The organism is Buttiauxella warmboldiae (assembly GCF_003818135.1).
Lineage (GTDB): Bacteria > Pseudomonadota > Gammaproteobacteria > Enterobacterales > Enterobacteriaceae > Buttiauxella > Buttiauxella warmboldiae.
The window spans coordinates 1-16,571 of the sequence record NZ_RPOH01000031.1 but is presented as its reverse complement, the minus strand read 5'-3'; the positions used below and the strand labels follow the sequence as shown (position 1 = coordinate 16,571).

Here is a 16,571-nt window from a genome sequence, read left to right as displayed (position 1 = left end):
TAAAGCGCGATGAACCTTTTATTTAGCGACTCAACAAGTACTAAGGCAGAATCGACGGCTGATCCGCCCCTTCTTTCTCGACTTTCTGCTGCAGCATGTGCTCGCGCTTCATGCCCAGCTTCAGCGCCAGCGCGGACGCCACGTAGATAGAAGAAACCGTACCGATAGAAACGCCGATAAGCATCGTCAGCGAGAAGCCTTTCAGCATTGCCCCACCGAAGAGATACAGCATCAGAATCACAACCAGTGTCGTACCGGAAGTAATCAACGTACGTTGCAGCGTCTGCGTCAAAGAGACGTTGAAGATTTCATACGGCGTACCGCGGCGGATCTTGCGGAAATTCTCACGAATACGGTCCGATACCACGATGCTGTCGTTAAGTGAGTAGCCGATAACCGACATCAACGAGGCAACGATGGTCAGGTCAATCTCAATGTGGAATAGCGACAGTACTCCCAGAGTAATGATCACGTCGTGCATCAGTGCGATAACCACACCGGCAGCCAGACGCCACTCAAAGCGGAAGCCTACGTAAACCAGAATCGAGATCAGGGCGGCCAGCAGCGCTAACGCACCGTTCTGCGCTAGATCCGCCCCCACGCTTGGGCCGACGAACTCGATACGCTTGACGGTAGCATCCTGCTGGGTTGCTTCGTTAATCACGCTAACGACTTTGCTGCCCAACACCTGACCACCGGTTTCCCCCTGGGCAGGTGGCATGCGCACCATAATGTCACGGCTGCTGCCGAAGTTCTGCACCAGCGGCTCAGCAAAGCCCGCTTTCTGCAAGGCCTGGCGCATCTGGTCCAAATCGGCCGGTTTTTCCAGCGAGATTTCGATTACCGTACCGCCGGTGAAATCCAGACCCCAGTTAAATCCTTTCACGCCGATAATGGCGACAGAAAGGATTAACAGGCAGCCGGAAATACCGAAAGCCCAGAAATCCCAGCGCATAAAGTCATGGACTCTACGGCCGTAGTTTAATTGTTCAACAGTATATTCCTGTGCCACAACGCACTCCTCAGATAGACAGCTTGTTGATGCGTTTGCCGCCGTACAACAGGTTTACGATGGCACGGGTACCGACGATGGCGGTAAACATGGACGTCGCCACACCAATACCGGTTGTGATTGCAAAGCCTTTAATTGCCCCGGTGCCTACGGCATACAGGATGATGACCTTGATTAGCGTCGTAATGTTGGCATCGAAAATTGAGCTGAACGCGCCATGGTAACCTTCGTGGATAGCCTGCTGTATCGAACGTCCGTTACTAAGCTCTTCCTTAATACGTTCATTTATCAGTACGTTGGCATCGACGGCTACCGCAAGGGTTAACACAATCCCCGCAATCCCCGGCATGGTGAGCGTAGCCCCCGGCAACAGGGACATAATCCCCACGATCATCACCAGGTTCACCAGCAGTGCAGAGGTTGCAATCAGGCCAAACTTCTTATAGAAGAACAGCATAAAGATGATTGAAACCGCCAGACCTGCCAGGCATGCTTCCAGACCCTGCTTGATGTTTTCCATACCCAGGGTTGGGCCGATGGTACGCTCTTCAACAATCTGAATAGGCGCAATCAACGCACCAGCACGCAGCAGCAGAGAGAGCTGACGCGCTTCGTTCGGGTTGCTGATACCGGTGATACGGAAGCTGTTACCCAGGCGCGACTGAATGTTCGCCACGTTGATAACTTCTTCTTGTTTCGCCAGCATCGAGCGGCCCGTGGCATCTTTCTTACCGCTGTCTTTGTACTCCACAAACAGCGTCGCCATGGGTTTGCCGATGTTGTCTTTGGTGAAGTTAGACATGATGTTGCCGCCAGCGCTATCCAGTGAAATATTCACCTGAGCCTGGTTGTATTCATCGGTGCTGGACGTCGAGTCAGTGATGTGGTCGCCGGTCAGAATCACACGCTTGTACAGCACAACCGGTTGACCCTCACGGGTCTGTTTCACTTCGGAATCGCCCGGTACACGGCCAGAGGCCGCAGCGGAAGCATCCACGTTGGTGTTAACCGGACGGAATTCAAGCGTTGCCGTCGCGCCAAGAATCTCTTTCGCACGCGCGGTATCCTGAATACCCGGCAGTTCAACCACGATGCGGTCAGCACCCTGGCGCTGTACCAGAGGTTCAGCCACACCCAGCTGGTTTACGCGGTTACGCAGAATATTAATGTTCTGTTGAACGGCATACTCACGCGCTTCGCTCAGGCGAGCATCGGTCATCACCGCACGCATTGCGTTGCTGCCCTGCGCCGACATCACCAGATCGCGATGGCGTGGCGTTAAATAAGAGATCGCGTCATCACGCGTTTTGCCGTCACGGAAAACAACATTGACACCATAGTTATCGGCTTTACGCACGTTGGTGTAGGCAATGCTCTTGTCGCGCAAATCGGTGCGCAGGTTATCAATGGTCTGCTCCTGAAGTTTACTCAGGGCGGTATCCATATCCACTTCCATCAGGAAGTGCACGCCACCACGCAGATCAAGACCGAGTTTCATCGGCTCTGCGGAGATTGCGGATAGCCAGCGAGGCGTGGCTGGAGCAAGGTTAAGAGCGACGACGTATTTATCGCCAAGCACGCTCATCAGCGCTTCACGAGCGCGCAGCTGGGTGTCAGTGGTGTCAAAGCGTGCAAGAATCGCACCCTCAGCAAGGGCCACAGACTTAGCGGTAATTTTTTCTGCGTTTAAGGTGTTCTGGACCTGGATCAGCGTTTGCTCACTGGCGGCGACGCCGCGCGCGCCAGTGATCTGAACTGCCGGATCCTCACCATATAGGTTGGGAAGTGCGTATAGCAGACCGACGATAAACACGACGATCAGCATGATGTACTTCCACAAAGGATAGCGGTTTAGCACGGTAGTTCCCTTAGGGAAAAACGAATATTACAGCGCCTTCATAGTGCCTTTCGGCAGAACGGCAGCTACGAAATCACGCTTGATAACCACTTCGGTGGTGTCATTGAGCGCGATAGAGATATAGCCAGTTTCAGCTACTTTCACTACGCGACCCACCAGACCACCGGTAGTCAGCACTTCATCCCCTTTCCCGATGGAGTCCATCAGCTTTTTATGCTCTTTGGTACGTTTTTGCTGTGGGCGCAGGATCATGAAATAGAAGATCAGACCGAATACCACCAGCATAAGAATCAAAGAGTACGGGCTACCCTGCGCCGGAGCACCTGTTGCAGCAACCGCATCAGAAATGATAAAGCTCATTAAAAATCCCTCATTATTAAATTAATCGACATTCAAAGGTGGAACGGGTTTACCTGTTCGCTGGTAAAAATCACTCACGAAGAGCTCTAATTTACCCTCTTCAATAGCCTGGCGTAAACCAGCCATTAAACGCTGGTAATAGCGCAAGTTATGAATAGTGTTGAGCCGTGCGCCGAGTATTTCGTTGCAACGATCAAGATGATGCAAGTAAGCACGTGAATAATTGCGACACGTATAGCAATCACACTCGGCATCCAGCGGTGAAGTATCATCTTTATGCTTCGCATTGCGGATTTTTACCACGCCGTCGGTGACAAAAAGATGGCCATTACGTGCATTACGGGTTGGCATTACGCAGTCGAACATATCAATACCGCGGCGAACACCTTCCACCAGATCTTCCGGTTTCCCTACGCCCATCAGGTAACGAGGCTTGTCAGCAGGAATTTGCGGGCAAACATGCTCCAGAATCCGGTGCATGTCTTCCTTCGGCTCACCTACCGCCAGGCCGCCGACAGCGTAGCCATCAAAGCCGATCTCTACCAGACCTTTTACCGAGATATCACGTAAATCTTCGTAAACGCTGCCCTGAATAATGCCGAACAGCGCATTTTTATTCTCAAGGGAATCAAAGCGATCGCGGCTACGCTGCGCCCAGCGCAGCGACATCTCCATGGAACGTTTTGCATAATCCCAGTCAGCGGGGTACGGGGTACATTCATCAAAGATCATCACGATATCGGAGCCGAGATCGTATTGAATTTCCATGGATTTTTCTGGATCGAGGAAGATCGCATCGCCGTTGATGGGGTTACGGAAATGCACGCCTGCTTCGGTAATCTTGCGGATATCACCCAGGCTGAACACCTGGAAACCGCCGGAGTCGGTCAGGATCGGACCTTTCCACTGCATGAAATCATGTAGGTCGCCGTGCAACTTCATAATTTCCTGGCCCGGACGCAGCCACAGGTGGAAGGTATTACCCAGAATAATCTGCGCGCCAGTGGCTTCCACTTCTTCCGGCGTCATCCCTTTTACGGTGCCGTAAGTGCCAACCGGCATAAAAGCAGGCGTTTCAACTACGCCGCGCTCAAACACCAGGCGGCCACGGCGAGCGCGTCCGTCGGTGGTATCTAATTCAAATTTCACATTTTCTCCTGCATCAGATAAACAGTCTGATGGTTAAGACAAAACGCCGTCGGCGTTAGCCAGCGGCGCAGTATTCAATAGTTAAGCGCCAGGGCGCTCATTAATCGCCTGCGGATTGTACGTGATGTACATGGCATCCCCGTAACTAAAAAAGCGATATTCGGAACTTACGGCTTCTTTATAGGCGTTGATGGTGTTTTTATAGCCAGCAAACGCGGAAACAAGCATGATCAGCGTCGATTCCGGCAGGTGGAAATTGGTCACCAGCGCATCAATCACTTTGTATTGATAACCCGGGTAGATGAAAATTTGTGTGTCGCCAAAGAAAGGTTCGATCAGGTCATTTTTTGCGGCCTGCGCCGCACTTTCCAGCGAACGAACCGAGGTGGTGCCAACCGCGATAACGCGATTGCCGCGCGCTTTACAGGCTAACACGGCATCAACCACGTCCTGCGGCACTTCCGCATATTCGGAGTGCATGATGTGGTCTTCAATGCTGTCAACGCGCACCGGCTGGAATGTTCCGGCTCCTACGTGCAGGGTGACAAACGCCTGCTCAATGCCTTTGTTGCGCAGCGCTTCCAGTAAGGGTTCGTCAAAATGCAGCCCTGCCGTCGGTGCGGCAACCGCGCCAGGTTTCTGGCTATAAACGGTCTGATATAACTCGCGGTCTGAATCTTCATCCGGGCGATCGATATACGGCGGCAGCGGCATATGGCCAATGCTGTTTAAGATATCGAGCACGCTGCGTTCATCTTCAAACTGCACTTCAAACAGCGCATCATGGCGCGCAACCATCGTAGCATGTACGCTTTCATCATCGCCCAGCAACAGCTCAGCGCCCGGTTTCGGTGCTTTAGAGGCGCGGATATGCGCCAGAATACGTTTGTCATCAAGCATACGCTCGACCAGCACTTCAATCTTGCCGCCGCTCGCTTTACGGCCAAAAAGGCGCGCCGGGATCACGCGGGTATTATTAAACACCAGCAGATCCCCTGGGTTGAGCTTGTCGAGCAGATCGGTGAAAGTGCCATGCGTTAACTCTCCCGTCGGCCCGTTGAGCGACAGCAAACGGCACGCGCTGCGTTGCGCCTGCGGATAGTGAGCAATCAGGGATTCGGGTAGTTCAAAGGAGAAATCAGCAACACGCATGGCTTAAAAACTCAGACTTAAAAAGAGGCGCTACAGTCTAGTGCCAGGGGGCTTTCCCTGCAAGGAATAAGCCTCCCGAAAGCCATTTACCAATAAGGTTACTATGAATTTTCTCGCTCATTTACATCTCGCAAGCCTTGCTGACAGCTCGCTTCTGGGGAATTTGCTCGCCGATTTCGTGCGCGGTAATCCGGATGAAAGCTTTCCCGGCAAGGTGGTGGAAGGTATCCGTATGCACCGCCGTGTGGATGTTCTGACCGATGGTTTACCGGAAGTGGCGATTGCGCGGCAATGGTTCCGCCCGGAAACCCGACGCGTCGCACCAATAACGCTGGATGTGATGTGGGATCATTTCGTTTCACGTCACTGGCACGCGCTAAGTCCCGATATACCGCTGGCGGAATTTGTCGCTTATGCACGCGCCAATATCGAACCCTTTCTGCCGGATACGCCGCCACGCTTTATTAATCTTAATCAATACCTGTGGGAAGAGCGTTGGCTGGAGCGTTATCAGGATATGGCTTTTATTGCTAAGGTTCTCAACGGGATGGCCTCGCGTAGACCAAAACTCGATGCTTTGCGAGCTTCATGGCAGGATCTTGATACCCACTATGACGCCCTCGAAGAGCTGTTCTGGCAGTTCTACCCGCGCATGATGGAACTGGCCGAACGCAAAAATTTGTAAGCGATCGCAGAGCAACGATTAAATTCTTGCCCTTTTACTAAAAAGGGCTATTTTGGATCACCGCAGTAGGAATATTCATTTTTTGATAGGTAAATCCTATCTGATTAATTGGCGCAGTATGCTTGAGTTACAGGGATTGCCACCCCTATACTCCCCTCCGTTGCGTTAACACTCACTTTAACAAAATTAACAGGAGTACATATGGTCCTGGTTACTCGTCCAGCCCCTGACTTTACCGCTGCAGCCGTTCTCGGCAGTGGCGAAATCGTTGAAAACTTCAACTTCAAAGCACACACCCAGGGTAAAACTACCGTGGTGTTCTTCTGGCCAATGGACTTCACTTTCGTCTGCCCGTCTGAACTGATTGCATTCGACAAGCGTTATGAAGAGTTCCAGAAACGTGGCGTAGAAGTGGTTGGCGTTTCCTTTGACTCCGAGTTCGTTCACAACGCATGGCGTAAAACCCCTGTTGAGAACGGCGGTATCGGCGAAGTGAAATACGCGATGGTTGCTGACATCAAGCGTGAAATTCAGAAAGCTTATGGTATCGAACATCCAGACGCGGGCGTTGCGCTGCGCGGTTCGTTCCTGATCGACAAAAACGGTATCGTGCGCCACCAGGTTGTTAACGACCTGCCGCTGGGCCGTAACGTTGATGAAATGCTGCGTATGGTTGACGCGCTGCAATTCCACGAAGAGCACGGCGAAGTGTGCCCGGCTCAGTGGGAAAAAGGGAAAGAAGGCATGAACGCGTCTCCGGACGGCGTGGCTAAATACCTGAGCGAAAACGTTTCCAGCCTGTAATCGCTGAACGTTTATCCAGAAGGCCGCTTGCGCGGCCTTCTGAGCTTTCAGGACTAACCTTATATTTTTCGGCCCCTGCGGCCATCAATAAAAAAACCACGCTTTTTCTGCTTTGCCCATAATCCAGCCTTCTTTTTCCGCTATCTATCGCCCCTTGCCGCTTTGCACTTCACGCCAGAGTTTCAGCGCCAGCCACAATAACAGCGCCACGCCGAGTATCAGCACGCCCCAAATCAGCAAAGTTTGCAGCTGGCTTTTTCGTTCAGCCAAAGAGTGCGCATGCAAACGCGCCTTTCCTCCTAACGCGATCTGTTTTTGCGTTTGTGCCCAGGGGAAGGTTTCAAGCCCTCTCTCCTTACGGAGCTCCTGGGGGATTAACATTCCGATCTCCAGCGCGGCATTTTTTGCTGCTTTATTGCCCCATGCGAGGGTAAATGGCGCGCGCCCCTGAGCATTAAAGATCAGAGTCTGGCTTTCCCTGATGCCGGAAATATCAGGAAGCGATGCGGGAAGCTGCGCGTTGAGCGTCGTTACTTTTACCGCCTGAACGGGTTGTGAGGGCATGCTGATCGGCCGTGAGGATTTATCCTTTAGCTGATAGACAACCTGCCTGGCAAACGGATGCCATTCATCATTTTCTGCTCCACGCCAGGCTATCTCCACGGGTAAGACCCCATCTTCCTCAAGCGTGATAGCGAGCGAAGCCAGCGGCTGCGGAGATGACCAGTACCACACTGCCTCTGTGGGGGAGATTTTATAGCCCGTAGCGCTCAGATGGATACTTTCCTGCGTTTGAGACTCATGTTCGCGAAGCGCATTCACGCCGGTTAGCTGAACCGGATGCGGTTGAGCATCAAACACCAGCAGCAAATAGCGCGGCTCACCGGGGGTAAGCGTAAGGTTCACATCCAGTCTGTCGAGCGCGAGTCTGTCGCTGCCGCTGCTTATATCCATCAGCGGTACGCCATCGGAAAGCGGACGCCACTCCCGCAGATCGGAACTAAAATAGAGCGAAGCCTTGCCCTGCCAGTTTTCTGCAGGCTTATCCCATATCAGCTGCAGCTGCGATACTGACAGGGGCTGCCGTTGATTTTCCGTAAGCGTTAGCAAAAAACTCTGGCCGATGTTTTTAACCTGCTCCCCCGCAAGGCGGATCTCCACCCCGTTTCTGGAACGCAGCAGCACAGACTCCTGACCTTCGCCCTTCTGTTGATTAGCCGGAACATCGGTTGAAGAGTCCAGTCTGAAAACACGCATGGGGACAGGCTCTGCAGCCACAGTCGCCGAGGTTTGCGCCGTAAGACTAAAAGGAACGGCTGCTCCCTGACGGTTAAAAACGCGTAAATCGCGCAGATCGGGCCACGCGCTTTGTTGATACGCATTCAGCGGCAGGTCGACCCGATACCAGGGAGACGCCTCAGCAAGGCGCAGCTCGCTTCCATATGCATAATCCTGCGGAGTCTCTGCGCTTTCTTGTTCCGCCAGAACGGGCAGCGCGACGCCAAATAGCACTCCCAACATCGCTCTCTTATGCCATTTCATTCCTCTTCTCCCTGGTTCAACGCCCGCTGTGCTTTTGGTGGCAAAGGTGAGAAATAGCCAACAATCAAAACCAGCACGGCCACGCCAATAAAAGCTATCGCCCGCGCCAGCCCGCCTCCTCTGGCGCTGTCTACCAGCATCAGTTTTACCATCACAACTCCCAGCAGTACGGCACCGGCCAGCCATATTTGCCGTGCGCCATGGCGCGTGGCATAAAGCATAGTGAGCAGCGCCACCAGCATCCAGAAAAGGGCAAAGCTGGTCTGCACTAAACGCGATTGCCACAGGCTTTCAGCTTGCCAGGCAATATCGCCATAGGCCGCAAGTGGCCGCAGGAGTAAACCATTCAGCCACCAGAACAACAGCCCACCGATGACCAGCAGCACATATTTGCGCTGTTTTTCCCAGCCAGGCCGGTAATGGAAGAGATTACGCGCATAGTAGAATAGGGCCACGAGGGCGAATCCGGCCCCCTCTTCGAGCGGGTTGAGCAGCGGAATATAGCGCAGCTGGAAAACGACGCCGTCCTGCAAGTTGGCAAATAGCAGCAGCAAGATCAGCAGCGGCAGCAAAGGCAGGACGCCCAGCAGGGTGTAAGCCGCAGGCCAGCGTTTGAACGGCCACAGGTTACCTCGTGCGGCAGCCTGAACCAGCAAGATAACCGTTGCCCCCAGCGCCATCGTCAACCCGGCTCGCCACGCCTCCATCCCCCAGTTCAGAGAGCGGATAAACCAGTAATATTCCATCCCCAGCGCCAGCAAAACCAGCCAGAAAAATGACAGATGCAGCCCCTGAGAAACCCGTGCTGGCAGGCGTTCTCCTTCTCTCCAGAGCAGGAATGCTGCCGACGGAAACACCACGCACCAGGCAAGATTTTGCCCGTCAGCGCTAAAGAGATGCTGCTGCTCAACAAGCTGATAGCTCAGACCCAGCAGTATGGCAGGCCACAGCAGCCACTGTGCCACTCTCATCGCTGACCAGCGCAGCTTTATTGCGCAGTAGCGCCATAGCCAGACAGATAGCCCTGACAGGGCAAGCACGCTGAACCCAGCCGCCTGTTGAGTGTGGAATACCAGCAACGAGGCGCCGTTCAGGGCGACAATCCAGCAAGCGATCCCCCCGGCCAGCAACGCATTACTGACGTAAACCTGAATCCCTCGCCACAGCCACGCGGCAACAAGCCAGCTGGCACTCAGAATCGCAAACACCATCAGCAGGGAAAGCGGCGTGACGCTTTCAAGGTAAGCATACACGGCGCTTAGCAAGGCCAGCACTAATAGCCCGGTGCCGCTGTAGCTCATGCGGCGCTGCTGCTGTTGCGCACCAAACCATAATATTCCCAGCCCTTCCAGGGCCCAGCTCATCGACGTCCAGCGTGCTGAAAGCGCCAGCGGAATGGCCAGGGTGGCAAACGCGCCGCCCAGCGCCAGGGCTGCCAGAACCAGAGGTTTACCTGCCTGCGGGTAACGTTTGAGCACAACCCAGCTGAGCAGCAGATAGAAGCCCCCATAGCCTGACGCGCTTAACGCCGGCCCCCAGATAAAGTGTTCGGTCATGGCATACTGCATACCAAAACCCACCAGCGGTGGCGCAAACAGCAGTACGCCGTCGATAATGCGCGTCCCTTTATGCTGGGCACGCAGCGACAGGGCCACGCTCAACACCCCAAACAGAACAATATTAGCTATCAGAAAGAGCTGGCAGCTCAGGTAGAAGCGCGGCTGGTAATCCACAATCCCCCAAAAGCTTCCCACGCCGAAAGTGAAAAACATCCCTAACAGGTTAAGCTCGCGCCAGTGCTGCCAGGCACTGATAGCCAGAATGCCGCCCGAGAGTAATAAATAGAATGAGAAGAGGGCGATATGGCTGCCGACGCCCGTACTAAGCAGTATCGGCGCGAGGTAGCCACCAAGGCTTGCCAGCATGGCAAGGCTCAATGCCCGTTGTAATATCGCCAGCGCGACGCTTGCCGCACAGACGAGAAGCAGCAAGGCAAAAGCCAGCGTTATCGGCAGCATTTGCCACAGACGGAAGGCTGCAAAAATAGTTAAATAGAGGACGCCGGTCGCTCCACCCTGCAGAATTAGCGCATACACGGGCTGTTTATGCCGCAGCCGCCAGCCAAACGTCAGCAAAGCGATCGCGCCAAGCGCCGCCGTAACCAGCCGCAGTTCAAGTGGGAAAAGCGAGCGTTCGACGGTATAGCGCAGCAGAAAGGAGAATCCAAGAAACAGCAGGATAATACCCAGTTTTGCCAGCGGGTTACCTTGCATAAACCAGCGAATCAGTGAGGAGATGACGCCACTAAGTAGCCTATCTTTTTTATCGGCGGATTGTGCGCCAGCTTGCCCCTGACGTGTTTGCGTATGAGCCCAGGGATTTTCAAGGGCGGGGGACGCAAGGTTTTGTTGCGCTTCATCAGAGGAAGGTGACGAGGCAAGCGTGTGCTCTGCATTCAGGGATTGCGGCAGCGTTCCGACAGCATGATTTTGCTCCAGCGTTTTAATTCGCTCCCGCAGCAAGAGGATTTCAGCATGCGCCTTTCCACTTCTGCGCCAGGCCGCAATAGCCAGACCGGGCCCGAGCAGCAAAGCCACAAGGAGCGCCAGACCCACAAGAATGATTAACTCGTCCATGCCGTGACCTTTATACAGGCTGAGACAGATAGCGTTAATTTGCCATAGCGCCAATGATTGTGCCATTCACGGCGGGTAAACAGCAGCGTAATAAAAAGTTAGCGTGTGGGAGAGCACGCACCGGTTTTCCCCTCCGCCTGGTGAAAGGGAAACCGGCTACAGGATTAAAGGCTACGCCACAGCGCAACAGAAACCGCAGGCAGCGACAGCTCACGGTTATCAAGCTTTGCCAGCCCTTCATGCTGCGTCCAGACTTTGTCGCTTAACAGCGGCTCCCACGGCAGCGTAAGACCCGCCTTTGCGCCACGATTGATCGCCACCAGCACGCGCTCACTCTGGTAAACACGCACGAACACCACCACGTCGCCCTCAGCATAAATCACCTTGCAGCCACCGTGTCGTAAAGCGCGGCTTTGATGGCGCAATTTGCCAAGCCGCTGGTAAAGCGCCAGCAGCTGCAGATCCTGCCGTTGCTGATCCCATGGGAAAGGTTTACGACAGAAAGGATCGTTATTGCCATCCAGGCCCACTTCGTCGCCGTAATAGACGCAGGGCACGCCCGGCCAGCAGTAGAGCCACACCACCGCCAGCGGCAGACGGGCAATATCGTTGCCGAGTATAGATTTGAAGCGAGCCGTGTCGTGGCTATCAAGCTGGTTAAACATGCGCAGCTGCTGCTGTTGAGAAAGCCCGGCGCGATACTCATCCATCCACGCCATGCAGGTTTGCGCGTCGATATGCTGCGGATCGTAAGAAATATCGGTGTTTGCGAGGAACCCCCACAGCGGGAAGGTGAAACCACGGTAGTTCATCGCCGCATCTTCCGTATCGCTCTGCAACCACTGGCGCGCATCGCCAAAATGCTCGCCCAAAATATATGCTGCTGGATTGGTCTCTTTTGCCGCTCTGGTGATGCCGCTGACATGCAGCAGATTATTCTGTGCCCCGCCTGCTTCACCGAGCATATGCACCACATCCAGCCGCCAGCCGTCGATGCCCCACGGCTCGCGTAACCAGTGGCGCACGATGCTGTCTTCGCCCTGGTAAATTTCCTCAACCAGTGAAGCTGACTGGTAATCAAGCTTGGGCAAGCTTGAATAGCCGAGCCAGTCGAGCGCGCGCCCTTCTTCGTTATAGCTGTAAAAATCGCGCCATGGCGATTGTGGATTATGGCTCGCCCCCGCAGCATGGGTTTGCTGGCGATCAAACCACTGATGCGTATCGCCGCTGTGGTTGAACACGCCGTCGAGCAGCAGCCGCATACCGTAGCGCCGCGTATTTTGCCGCAGGCGCAGGAAGGCATGGTCGCCACCAAACTGCACGTCTACGTGGCGATAATCCTGAGTATCGTATTTATGCACGCTCGGCGCGGTAAAGATCGGATTCAGATAGAGCGCGGTTACACCCAATTTTTTGAGATAAGGCAGTTTTTCGCTGATGCCGTCGAGATCGCCGCCATAAAACGTCGATCCCCCCGCCTCGGCGGTCAGCGGCTCATTCCAGTCGCGCAAAATAATATCCCGTTTGGCGGCGTGGTGATAATAGACCCGATCCTGCTGCTGCGTGCGTTGCTGGCTGCGGGCAAAGCGATCGGGGAAAATCTGATAGAAGATTTGATCCTGTACCCACTGCGGCCCGTCATCGGGAAGATCGACAGCAAACTGTTCAAGGCGCGCGGGAGGAGTGCCGGCCAGTCCCTGCGGTGTAAACCAGCGCTGTTTATCTGCCCATAACAGCTTAAAACTGTAGCGGCGGCGCGGCTGCCCTGCGCTAAGATCCACGACGCCACGCCAGACGGTCACCCCCTCTTCAGGTGCCGCTTGCTGGCGAGTCATTGGCACTGAAGTTTCTTCGTTATCCTTTTCGTAACGCAGCATCACGCGCTGCGGTAGATCGTCACCTGCAACCCACAGCGTGATAGAGAGCTTATCTTTACGTGTTTGTATAAAAGGGGGCACCGGAAGGTGCCAGGCATTCAACATAATCGCATCCCCTGATAATGAATTGCCGCCACCTTGCCATAGCGCGGGCGCATATCACTCATCATTGTTATTTTAATTGGGGGAGGAAAGCGGGGGTGGAGAAATTAAGCCGTTTGCGTAAAAAGTAGCGCGGCCAGGACAAAGAATTCTCGCGGCCTGAAAAATTGCCATCTCCCGCAGCCCAGTAACGAGAAAAGCGACCAGGAGGGGATAAGTAAAATGGAGCGATACGGTGGATGACGTGTTGCCATCCACCCATTGATAAAACTTAGACTCCGCGGCGGCGGCGTTTAAACATCCAGCCCACCAGCAGCAAGGCAATCCATACGCAGCCCACATACAGCGAGATTCGGGTATCCGGGTGCCAGCCAATTAGCGCGATGATAAACACCAGGAATATCAGCCCGGTTATCGTGGTCGCCACGCCGCCTGGCACCGGGAATTTCAGCGCTTTCGTTTGCTCCGGCGTGAGTTTACGACGGAAAGCAATCTGCGAGAGCAGAATCATTATCCATACCCACACCGTGGCAAAGGTTGCCAGCGATGCAATCACCAGGAAGACATTTTCCGGAATCAGATAATTGAGCACCACAGCCAGCAGCAGGGCGAAGCACATCACTAAAACCGTCACCCACGGAATGCCGTTACGCGACGTTTTAGCAAACACTTTTGGGGCGCTGCCCTGCTCTGCCATACCGTGCAACATGCGGCCTACACCGAATACGTCGCTGTTAATCGCCGAAAGCGAGGCGGTGATAACAACAAAGTTCAGAATACCTGCCGCAGCCGTTATCCCCATATGCTGGAAAGTCAGCACAAACGGGCTGCCTTCGGTCCCCACCTGATTCCACGGGTAAATCGACATGATGACAAACAGCGTCCCCACATAGAACACCAGAATGCGTAAAGGAACCGAGTTGATCGCGCGTGGAATGGATTTTTGCGGGTCTTTTGCTTCACCGGCGGTAATGCCAATGATTTCAATGCCGCCGTAGGCAAACATCACCATCTGTAGCGACATGATCATGCCAATCCAGCCGTTGCTGAAGAAGCCGCCGTTAGTCCACAAATTGTGGATCCCCGTCGCCTGGCCCCCATTCCCAATCCCCCATACGATGATGCCAATACCGGCAGCAATCATGATGATGATGGTGGCCACTTTGAAGAACGAAAACCAGAACTCCAGCTCGCCAAAGACCTTCACGCTCATCAGGTTAATGGCGCAAATGATCAGTACCACGCTCAGTACCCAGACCCAGTGCGGCACCGCCGGGAACCACAGCCCCATATAGATGCCAAACGCTGTGACATCCGCAATGGCAACAATCAGGATTTCAAAACAGTAGGTCCAGCCAGTGATATAACCCGCCAGCGGGCCAAGGTTCTCTTGCGCGTAGCGCGAGAAAGAGCTGGCGGCAGGGTTATGAACCGACATCTCGCCGAGCGCGCGCATGATGATATATGCCGCCACCCCGCCGATGATATAAGCCAGCAGCACGCTTGGGCCAGCCATCTTGATTGCGTCTGCCGAGCCGTAAAACAGCCCGGTGCCAATTGCCGAGCCCAACGCCATAAAGCGTATGTGCCGGGTACTCAAGCCGCGCTTGAGCTTATTAGCGTTTTCCATTAATTCCACACCCTGCTTAACCATAAATAAAAAAACCACGGAGCATAGCCCCGTGGTTAAAGAAAAAGAATACTTTTAATGGGCGGCTGAGGCCACCTGTCGCCCTGCGGTGCGGTCCCAGACAACGGCGATAACCACCATAATAATGGTCGGAATAAGCCATGCCAGGCCCTGGTCCGACAGCGGCAAATGCGCCGTCCACTCAGGCAGGATAGCGCTGATTGCCGAGGCTTTAATCCCGTCAATGATGCCAAATAAGGTGCTGATCAGCATCGCCGGGGCAATGACGCGCGTCGAGTTATGCCACCACGGACGGGTGAAGCTCAGCACCACCAGTGCAATACATGGCGGATAAATCGCCGTCAGCACCGGGATAGAAACCTGAATCAAATGGCTCAGACCAAGATTGGACACCACCATGGAGAACAGGCCGAGGATAAACACCAGCGCGCGATAAGAGAGCGGCAGATACTGGCTGAAAAACTCAGCGCAGGCGCAGGTCAGGCCGATAGCGGTCACCATACAGGCCAGGAAAATCAGCGCGGCCAGGAAGAAACTGCCCGCGCCACCGAAGGTATGAGCAACATAGGCATGCAGGATCGCCGCGCCGTTAGCGTGCTGGTCAGCCACCAGCGATGCGCTGTCGGAACCCAGGCGGAACAGCGCCAGATAAATCAGCGTTAAGCCAATTCCGGCAATCAAACCAGCCCAGATGGTATAGCGAGTCAGCAGGCGAGACTCGGTCACGCCGCGCGAGCGCGCCGCATTGACAATCACAATCCCGAACACCAAAGATGCCAGGGTATCCATGGTCAGATAGCCATTGACGAAACCGTTAGAAAAGGCCGCCTGTTGATAGGCGTCCGTCGCGGTGCTGATCCCTCCCGCAGGCCATAACATAGCGCCAGCAGCCAGAACCAACAGCGCAACAATTTTCACCGGCGCCAGCACATGGCCAACGGTATCAAGCAGTTTGCCCGGATAGAGAGAAACGCCAATAACAACGGCGAAATACACCAGGCTGTAGATCAACAGCGCAAGATCGCTGCTTCCAACCAGCGGCGCGATCCCGACTTCAAAAGAGACGGTCGCGGTACGCGGAGTGGCAAAGAGTGGGCCAACCGCTAAATAGCAGATGGTTGCCAACAGTACGCCCGCACGGCGGCCAATGGGTGAGCTCAGGCTATCAATGCCGCCGCCAACGCGCGCAATCGCGACAATCGTCAGCACCGGCAGACCGACCGCGGTGACCAGAAAGCCCAGAGAGGCCATCCAGACGTGTTCACCCGCCTGTAACCCCACCATCGGGGGGAAAATAATATTGCCAGCGCCGACGAACAGCGCAAAGGTCATAAAGCCCAGTGCGATGATGTCTCGGGATTTTAAATGATGGGTCATAAAATATTTGCAGCCTGTGGATGTGTGATGTTGAAAGTTTTCAAATTTTCATGCCGGGAAACGCAGCACAAAAGCGGTAATTAACGGTTACGACAGCGGAAAGTCCTTTCCAGGATCGGTGGAGCAGAATAGTTGTTTGAATTCCCACTCATATCCAGTCGGTCTACTAATTACAGGGCGGCAATTAAAACGCTTATAGCGTTTGAAGGCAACAACGGATCTAAAAACCAGATTGATATGCTTTAATTAGCAAGATATTTAGTGGATATGAACAATAACAAGAAAAGATCATGGTCTATTATATGGTCAAATTAGCGCCAATTAAGGGTTTGCGATTGACATATGGAATCGAGTAGGAGGCAGGAT

The 16,571-nt window shown here is 54.1% G+C and carries 12 protein-coding genes; 2 read left to right on the top strand and 10 right to left on the bottom strand.

What is annotated here, in order from left to right:
• Positions 1-40 precede the first annotated feature (40 nt).
• The 5 genes from secF to queA all read right to left on the bottom strand — a co-directional run bounded on the left by secF (position 41) and on the right by queA (position 5,531).
• Positions 41-1,012 (bottom strand): protein translocase subunit SecF, encoded by a 972-nt coding sequence (secF, locus tag EHN07_RS09290; protein WP_124023890.1) that lies wholly within the window; start codon positions 1,010-1,012, stop codon positions 41-43.
• 10 nt (positions 1,013-1,022) lie between these two features.
• On the bottom strand, positions 1,023-2,870 hold the full coding sequence (gene secD / locus EHN07_RS09285) for a protein translocase subunit SecD (protein ID WP_124023889.1): 1,848 nt from the start codon (positions 2,868-2,870) through the stop codon (positions 1,023-1,025).
• Between the two features lie 27 nt (positions 2,871-2,897).
• Complete coding sequence (yajC, locus tag EHN07_RS09280; RefSeq protein WP_124023888.1) at positions 2,898-3,230, bottom strand: preprotein translocase subunit YajC; 333 nt, start codon at positions 3,228-3,230, stop codon at positions 2,898-2,900.
• Positions 3,231-3,251: 21 nt separating this feature from the next.
• Complete coding sequence (tgt, locus tag EHN07_RS09275; RefSeq protein ID WP_124023887.1) at positions 3,252-4,379, bottom strand: tRNA guanosine(34) transglycosylase Tgt; 1,128 nt, start codon at positions 4,377-4,379, stop codon at positions 3,252-3,254.
• A gap of 81 nt (positions 4,380-4,460) precedes the next feature.
• On the bottom strand, positions 4,461-5,531 hold the full coding sequence (queA, locus tag EHN07_RS09270; protein WP_124023886.1) for a tRNA preQ1(34) S-adenosylmethionine ribosyltransferase-isomerase QueA: 1,071 nt from the start codon (positions 5,529-5,531) through the stop codon (positions 4,461-4,463).
• A gap of 103 nt (positions 5,532-5,634) precedes the next feature.
• Between queA and acpH the strand changes: the two genes are divergently transcribed.
• Positions 5,635-6,216, top strand: coding sequence for an ACP phosphodiesterase (gene acpH / locus EHN07_RS09265; RefSeq protein WP_124023885.1), 582 nt, complete (start codon positions 5,635-5,637; stop codon positions 6,214-6,216).
• A 201-nt stretch (positions 6,217-6,417) separates the two neighbouring features.
• Entirely contained in the window at positions 6,418-7,020 is a 603-nt protein-coding gene (locus EHN07_RS09260) for a peroxiredoxin C (protein WP_124023884.1), read from the top strand.
• A 144-nt stretch (positions 7,021-7,164) separates the two neighbouring features.
• Here EHN07_RS09260 and EHN07_RS09255 read toward each other — a convergent pair whose 3' ends face one another.
• The 5 genes from EHN07_RS09255 to brnQ all read right to left on the bottom strand — a co-directional run bounded on the left by EHN07_RS09255 (position 7,165) and on the right by brnQ (position 16,205).
• Entirely contained in the window at positions 7,165-8,562 is a 1,398-nt protein-coding gene (locus EHN07_RS09255) for a DUF3999 family protein (RefSeq protein WP_124023883.1), read from the bottom strand.
• Positions 8,559-11,198 carry a DUF2339 domain-containing protein gene (locus EHN07_RS09250; protein ID WP_124023882.1) on the bottom strand — a complete coding sequence of 880 codons (2,640 nt, stop codon included), beginning with the start codon at positions 11,196-11,198 and terminating at the stop codon, positions 8,559-8,561. The genes EHN07_RS09255 and EHN07_RS09250 overlap by 4 nt, the downstream gene beginning before the upstream one ends.
• A gap of 164 nt (positions 11,199-11,362) precedes the next feature.
• Positions 11,363-13,180: a maltodextrin glucosidase gene (gene malZ, locus EHN07_RS09245; protein ID WP_124023881.1), complete on the bottom strand. Its 1,818-nt coding sequence runs from the start codon at positions 13,178-13,180 to the stop codon at positions 11,363-11,365.
• A gap of 268 nt (positions 13,181-13,448) precedes the next feature.
• A complete protein-coding gene (gene proY / locus EHN07_RS09240) occupies positions 13,449-14,807 on the bottom strand; it encodes a proline-specific permease ProY (RefSeq protein WP_124023880.1) in 1,359 nt (452 codons plus the stop codon).
• Between the two features lie 75 nt (positions 14,808-14,882).
• Positions 14,883-16,205, bottom strand: coding sequence for a branched-chain amino acid transporter carrier protein BrnQ (gene brnQ, locus EHN07_RS09235; protein ID WP_124023879.1), 1,323 nt, complete (start codon positions 16,203-16,205; stop codon positions 14,883-14,885).
• Positions 16,206-16,571: the final 366 nt, after the last annotated feature.

Excerpts from the sequence above, each read along its gene's own strand:
- queA (WP_124023886.1), bottom strand. The coding sequence starts at position 5,531 with ATGCGTGTTGCTGATTTCTCCTTTGAACTACCCGAATCCCTGATTGCT.
- yajC (WP_124023888.1), bottom strand. The coding sequence starts at position 3,230 with ATGAGCTTTATCATTTCTGATGCGGTTGCTGCAACAGGTGCTCCGGCG.
- EHN07_RS09260 (WP_124023884.1), top strand. The coding sequence starts at position 6,418 with ATGGTCCTGGTTACTCGTCCAGCCCCTGACTTTACCGCTGCAGCCGTT.
- EHN07_RS09250 (WP_124023882.1), bottom strand. The coding sequence starts at position 11,198 with ATGGACGAGTTAATCATTCTTGTGGGTCTGGCGCTCCTTGTGGCTTTG.
- malZ (WP_124023881.1), bottom strand. The coding sequence starts at position 13,180 with ATGTTGAATGCCTGGCACCTTCCGGTGCCCCCTTTTATACAAACACGT.
- brnQ (WP_124023879.1), bottom strand. The coding sequence starts at position 16,205 with ATGACCCATCATTTAAAATCCCGAGACATCATCGCACTGGGCTTTATG.
- proY (WP_124023880.1), bottom strand. The coding sequence starts at position 14,807 with ATGGAAAACGCTAATAAGCTCAAGCGCGGCTTGAGTACCCGGCACATA.
- acpH (WP_124023885.1), top strand. The coding sequence starts at position 5,635 with ATGAATTTTCTCGCTCATTTACATCTCGCAAGCCTTGCTGACAGCTCG.
- EHN07_RS09255 (WP_124023883.1), bottom strand. The coding sequence starts at position 8,562 with ATGAAATGGCATAAGAGAGCGATGTTGGGAGTGCTATTTGGCGTCGCG.